Source organism: Bradyrhizobium sp. 62, from assembly GCF_023073035.1.
Taxonomy (GTDB): Bacteria; Pseudomonadota; Alphaproteobacteria; order Rhizobiales; family Xanthobacteraceae; genus Bradyrhizobium.
The window spans coordinates 58,737-59,425 of record NZ_JADPIT010000016.1; the positions used below are offsets into that span (position 1 = coordinate 58,737).

Genomic DNA, 689 nt, shown 5'->3' on the forward strand with positions numbered 1-689 from the left:
CCCAGTCAGTTGCCCGACGGCCTCCATCTTCTGCGACTGGCGCAAGGCTTCCTCGTTCTTGCGCAACTGCTCGGTCCGCTCCGTCACCTGTCGCTCCAGAGTGGAGTTGAGCTCGACCAGCGCCTCTTGCGCTCGCTTCCGCTCCTCGATCTCTCGGTGCATAGCTTGGGACAGGCGGACGTTATCGATCGCGACCGCTGCCTCGGCGGCAAGCCCGGCCAGGCCCCGCTCCGACCGCTCGTTGAACACGCCGGTCCGCGCATGCCCGAAGAACAGACCGCCGAGCACTTCACCCGTCCGGGACATGACGGATACGGCGAGATAGCTCCGGACCGGCAGGTGGCCTTCAGGCATCCCTTTGCGGGGCGAGTTCTTCCCGTAACGCGGATCCTTGGTGATATCGTCCGAACGAACGATCCCTTGGCCCAGAAAGGTGGGTGCGAACACCTCCGTATTTCGGGGCATGGGGAACTTCGAGAATGCCTCGATCGGCGCTCCGGAGAGGGTATAGAGCATGTAGCTCTCGCCCGCATTGTTGATGACGTTGTAGAAGAACGCGCCGAACTCAGCTCCCGTAAGCGCCACGCCCGCATCCGTGACGATCTGAACGAGGCGCTCGAGGTCCGTCTCCGCTGCGAGCGCCGAGCCGGCACGGTTGAGCACTTCGAGCGCGTGCCGCTCTTCTCGGA

1 protein-coding gene is annotated in these 689 nt (G+C 64.0%); it reads right to left on the reverse strand.

Going from position 1 to position 689, the window contains the following annotated elements; all coding sequences use genetic code 11:
* Window positions 1-689: GAF domain-containing protein (locus IVB47_RS19205; RefSeq protein WP_247463340.1), on the reverse strand; the 689-nt coding region annotated here is incomplete at both ends.